Genomic DNA, 5,069 nt, shown 5'->3' with positions numbered 1-5,069 from the left:
TGTTCTGAATTTCAAGCATTTAAAACTTTTACCCCAGCGGCCTACACGGCGTTGGATAAAAAATACCGGACCATTTGAATCAAGCTTGATGAGTAATGCGATGATTGGAAATAACCAACTGATAATGAATATGATAACCAAAGATGAAAGAATAATATCGAAGCCCCTTTTAACCATGAAGTATCTACGCTTCTCAACCACGTAGGATCGTAAGGCGACGGTATCTGCATTAAAGCCGGTCTTTCTTGTGAAGGATTGGACCGGCGTAGAGGGAATTATCATCATCGGTAATTAGTGCTTTTTCCTCTCCGGAAGAGAGGCCAATTCATAAAAAGTTATTCCTACTTACGCCTTAATCATGCAAAGGAAACAAATTTTATTAATAATAATAAACGGTCAGCCTCAAAATTGTGAAATTGCCCCCGTTCTTCGCATGATCCTGTTATTCAGGTAAGTGACATCCCGCCGAAACTAAACGTTGCTTGGATGAAATTATTTTTAAGGCGATTCCAATTATTGCAGGAGACTAAGACTGTAACATTTTTTTACCAATTATGGTGTTCAGCTATTTTTTTCTTCTTTGCTCCGATACTCATGCAACATGTGTGCCTAATATCTTATCAATCAGATGCTCCTGCCTTAGACGGGGAAGGCAATTAACTAATTTTCTTACTTTTGATTACTGGCATGCTTGTTTCTAACAGTATGTTAAAATGAATTCAGATCATGAAAGATCAACAGCTGCATCCTGAAGACCATATCTACTTATCCGGCTTTACAAACACTGCGCGCGCTTTCTTTCGTTTACTTTTCAGGTTATTCGACCTGCTGATCATTTCCATTATCAGTGGACGTTTCATCCTGCTTATCGCTTTACTGCTCGGGATCGGCTTTGGTTTGTACCGTTATTCATGCACTTCCTACCAATATAAAGGCACTATGCTGATCAGGTTCAATACACTCAGTCCGAGAACTTACGGGGAATTGCTTGACCAGTTGAACCAACTCGCCTCCACCGGTTCGGTAAAAGAATTGTCCGATGCATTGAAAATTCCACCGCAAACAGCTGCCTCCATTACCGCCATCAACTCCCGCACTCTTTATAATATGGTATTGTCTGATACCAATAGCCAGGTGCGGGACAGGGTGTTCAAGCTCTCAGTTACCCTCCAGAATGATCAGACTCCCGCAGATACCCTCAGCCAGGCCTTTCTCAATTACCTGAATTCATTACCATTTGTAGTAAGTTCCAGGCAAAAAGAAAAAGAGATCCAGGCGGAAAAGCTGGCCTTCATCAATAAAGAACTTCGTAAACTGGATTCGGCAAATACCCTGCTGTCTTCCGTTCAGGCATATACGAAAACAGGAAATACAGTAAATCCTACAGGCTTTTATGTACAATACCTCCTGCAGGAAAAAGAAGCTGCCCAGCGTATGATGGCATTTGAATCTACCGCCGTATCTAAAGTGGAGGGATTCAGGTTTGTAAGGGATCCGGCTGAAATTTCCTGGAAACGGCCTGTGATCAAGGGCGGATTGGTTGCCCTGTTACTGGGCGTACTGCTTTCCTTTATCATCACCATTCGCAGAAAACTGACCACGCCCTGAGTGAATGAATAACCAGGGACCATATATCAACAAATACCTGCCGATAGTATTGCTTTACTTCTTTGCCAACAGCTTTCTGTTGCCACATGGATTATTGTATACTACGCTGCTCACCCCTATTGGCCTGATCTGGCTGGCCCGGTATCCGTCTTTCAGACATATCGCCTGGTTCTTTCCTGTTGCCGGTGCATTTGCCCTGGTGCATTATCTCCAGGGGGTGAACCTGAATTTCTATTTCACTTCGCTGACACTGATCTTCACTGTATATGTATTCATCCTCTGTTGTTACCAGTTCCTGCGCAACTGCCATACATTGCGTACACTTTACAAACAGGTATTGATCATAAATTTTCTGCTGGTAATAGTGGCGGTGCTTACTCTGCCCTTTCCGGCCATATCCGGATATTTCTGGTTCAGTAACGAGCTCACCCTGCTCTACAATATCCGCAGGCTGAAGTTGCTTGCCTATGAAGCATCTTATTATTCATTATTGCTGGTGCCGGTGGCTTTGTATTACTACCTGAAGACGATCTTTCTTCGGTTACCCCACCCTGTTACCACGCTTTTACTGGTAAGTATTCCGCTGATCCTATCACTCTCATTCGGTGTTTTATCAGGCATGCTCATCGCCATTCTGCTGATCATGCTGTTTGCCATCCGTCAATTGGTCAACAGCCGTCAGTTCATTTATATCTTTTCCATACTGGCCATCCTGATCATTGGCTTTACCATCCTGATGCTTTTCTTTCCGGATAATGTGGTGGGCCAAAGGCTGGCCAGGGTATTTGCGGGAGACGATACTTCTTTCCGCGGCCGAACTACGGACAGTTATTTCCTCAGCTGGAAGATCGCTGAAATGAAAAGTATCTGGTTCGGCGCGGGACCCGGACAAACCAAAGTGCTGGGGCTGGATCTTTTCCGTCAGTTCTACCAACAGCCTTCCATGCCGCTGAGTGAAGTGCGTATTCCCAACGCTACGGCCGATACGCTTGCCAGCTATGGCATCCTGGGCCTGATCATCCGCTTTGCTTTGCAGGGCTGGTTCTTCTTCTCCACAAAAGTGTACAGGAATTATTACAGGTTAGGCCTGTTCTTGTTTATATTTATCTACCAGTTCACCGGAAGCTACCTCACTAACGTGGCAGAGTATGCGATCTGGTTACTGGCATTCCATAAAGGATCTTTTGATGAGTTTGAGAGTACTGTTCATATCAAGGGCAACGCTGTGGAAAGACAAGGGCGGTGATACCGTTCAGGTCTCCAATACAGCCAAACAGCTGCGGGCACTGGGCCTGGAGGTGGATATCAGGTTATGTAATGAAGTGATCGATTACAGCGGTTACCAGCTGATCCATTTTTTCAATATCATCAGGCCTGCCGATATCCTGCTCCATATCAGCAGATCCGGACTTCCCTATGTGATATCTCCGATTTTTGTGGATTACTCCGAGTATGAAAAGAAGGCGCGCGGCGGCAAGCTGGGCATGCTGGCGAAGATCTTTCCATCAGACTGGCTGGAATATGCGAAAGTGGTGGCCCGGGCGCTGCTGAACGGGGAGAAGATCATCAGCTGGTCCTATCTCTGGCTGGGACAGCGCCGCAGTGTGCGCCAGATCATCCGGAAATCCGCATTGCTGCTGCCCAATTCACACAGCGAGTACAATCGGCTGGAAGCAAGATATGGCCTGCCCCATAAATATGCAGTAGTGCCGAATGCCATCGACAGCTCCCTCTTCAAACCCGATCCTTCCATTCAGCGGGAAAATGACCTGGTGATCTGCGCTGGCAGGATCGAAGGAAGAAAGAACCAGCTCAACCTCATCAAAGCACTCAGCAATACAAAATACCGGCTGGTGATCATCGGGGCTCCCGGGCCCAACCAGCAGGCATATAATGCCGCCTGCCATGCAGCTGCCGGCCCCAATGTATCTTTTGTGAGTAATATTCCGCAGGAAGAATTGCTGCGCTGGTACCAGCGCGCCAGGGTGCACGCCTTGCCCAGCTGGTTTGAAACCACCGGTCTGAGTACGCTGGAAGCCGCCGTGATGGGCTGCAATATTGTGATCACGGACAAAGGCGATACACGTGAATATTTCATGAATTATGCCTGGTATTGTGATCCTATGAGTAGTGAAACTATATTTGCAGCCGTAGACCAGGCCGCCACCGCGCCATTCAATGCACCATTAAGAACCAGGATCAGCACTGCTTTCACCTGGGAGCAGACGGCCAGGGCCACATTGGATGCATACCGGCAGGTGCCCGGCATACAAAGCAAATTATGAAAATAGGCATCATCGGCATAAGGGGCATACCTAATCAGTATGGCGGCTTCGAGCAATTCGTGGAATTTGTGGGCCCTGCCCTGGTAGAACGTGGCCATGATGTAACGGTATACAATTCTTCCCTCCATCCTTATAAGGAAAGCTCCTGGAAAGGAGTGAATATCATTTCAAAATATGATCCTGAAAACAGGATCGGTACTGCCGGGCAATTCATTTATGATCTCAACTGCATCCTGGATGCACGCAAGCGAGATTATGATGTGATCCTGCAGCTGGGTTATACCAGCAGCAGTATCTGGAGCTCCCTCTTTCCGAAGAAAGCAGTACTGGTGACCAATATGGACGGGCTGGAATGGAAGCGCAGCAAGTATTCACCCCGCGTGCAGCAATTCCTGCTGAAAGCGGAACGCTGGGCGGCAATGAAGAGCGATAAACTCATTGCCGACTCCATCGGCATACAGGAATACCTGCGCAGCAAATACAATAAGGACGCGGCTTTCATCGCCTATGGCGCATCGCTCTTTACAGAGACGGACGCAACCGCTCCTTCAAAATACAACCTCAGTAATTATGGCTACAACCTGCTGATAGCAAGGATGGAGCCTGAGAACAATATCGAGACTGTACTGAAAGGTTACCGGCATTCATCCATCGATGAACCGCTGGTACTGATCGGTAATCATACCAATAAGTTCGGCTCTTATCTGAAATCAACGTATGAAACTGAGCGCATCCGCTTTCTGGGTCCTGTGTATGATTTCGGGTTGCTGAACAATCTTCGTCATTTCTCTCATCTCTATTTTCATGGTCATTCGGTTGGAGGCACCAACCCATCGTTGCTGGAAGCCATGGCTTCCCAGTCGCTGATAGTGGCGCATGACAATATCTTCAACAAGTCCGTACTCGGCTCCGATGCATTTTATTTCTCAACGCCGGAACAGATCACTGTACATCTCAACAGAAGGATTGATAAAACGGCTTATTCCGCTTATATTCGAAATAACAACAACAAGATAGCTGAGCATTATTCCTGGAAACATATAACGGATCTGCTCGAAAACTATCTGACACAAGCTCTTTATGAACCCAACAACTAATGCTTATTATTACTGGTGCAGGCTTGCTGTGATCAGTGGTATTACCATAACCATCCTTTTTTCACTGCTGGCCATCAAC

The 5,069-nt window shown here is 46.7% G+C and carries 5 protein-coding genes; 4 read left to right on the top strand and 1 reads right to left on the bottom strand.

The genetic code is table 11. The features are described 5' to 3' along the window. On the bottom strand, positions 1-285 hold a 285-nt coding region (locus ACTHMC_RS16360; protein ID WP_440414621.1), incomplete at its 3' end, for a sugar transferase. Between the two features lie 441 nt (positions 286-726). Between ACTHMC_RS16360 and ACTHMC_RS16355 the strand changes: the two genes are divergently transcribed. The 4 genes from ACTHMC_RS16355 to ACTHMC_RS16340 are packed head-to-tail and all read left to right on the top strand — an operon-like array spanning position 727 to position 4,990. Further along, positions 727-1,608, top strand: a complete 882-nt coding sequence (locus ACTHMC_RS16355; RefSeq protein ID WP_440414619.1) for a hypothetical protein — start codon at positions 727-729, stop codon at positions 1,606-1,608. Between the two features lie 4 nt (positions 1,609-1,612). Beyond that, entirely contained in the window at positions 1,613-2,854 is a 1,242-nt protein-coding gene (locus ACTHMC_RS16350; RefSeq protein WP_440414617.1) for a hypothetical protein, read from the top strand. Continuing rightward, positions 2,796-3,893 carry a glycosyltransferase family 4 protein gene (locus ACTHMC_RS16345; protein ID WP_440414615.1) on the top strand — a complete coding sequence of 366 codons (1,098 nt, stop codon included), beginning with the start codon at positions 2,796-2,798 and terminating at the stop codon, positions 3,891-3,893. Before ACTHMC_RS16350 ends, ACTHMC_RS16345 begins: the two co-directional genes overlap by 59 nt. After that, positions 3,890-4,990: a DUF1972 domain-containing protein gene (locus ACTHMC_RS16340; RefSeq protein WP_440414613.1), complete on the top strand. Its 1,101-nt coding sequence runs from the start codon at positions 3,890-3,892 to the stop codon at positions 4,988-4,990. The genes ACTHMC_RS16345 and ACTHMC_RS16340 overlap by 4 nt, the downstream gene beginning before the upstream one ends. Positions 4,991-5,069: the final 79 nt, after the last annotated feature.

This window comes from Pseudobacter sp., assembly GCF_051955275.1.
In the GTDB taxonomy this organism is placed as follows: Bacteria; Bacteroidota; Bacteroidia; order Chitinophagales; family Chitinophagaceae; genus Pseudobacter.
Note: the sequence above shows the minus strand (reverse complement) of the source record. Positions and strands in the feature narration are given on the sequence as shown.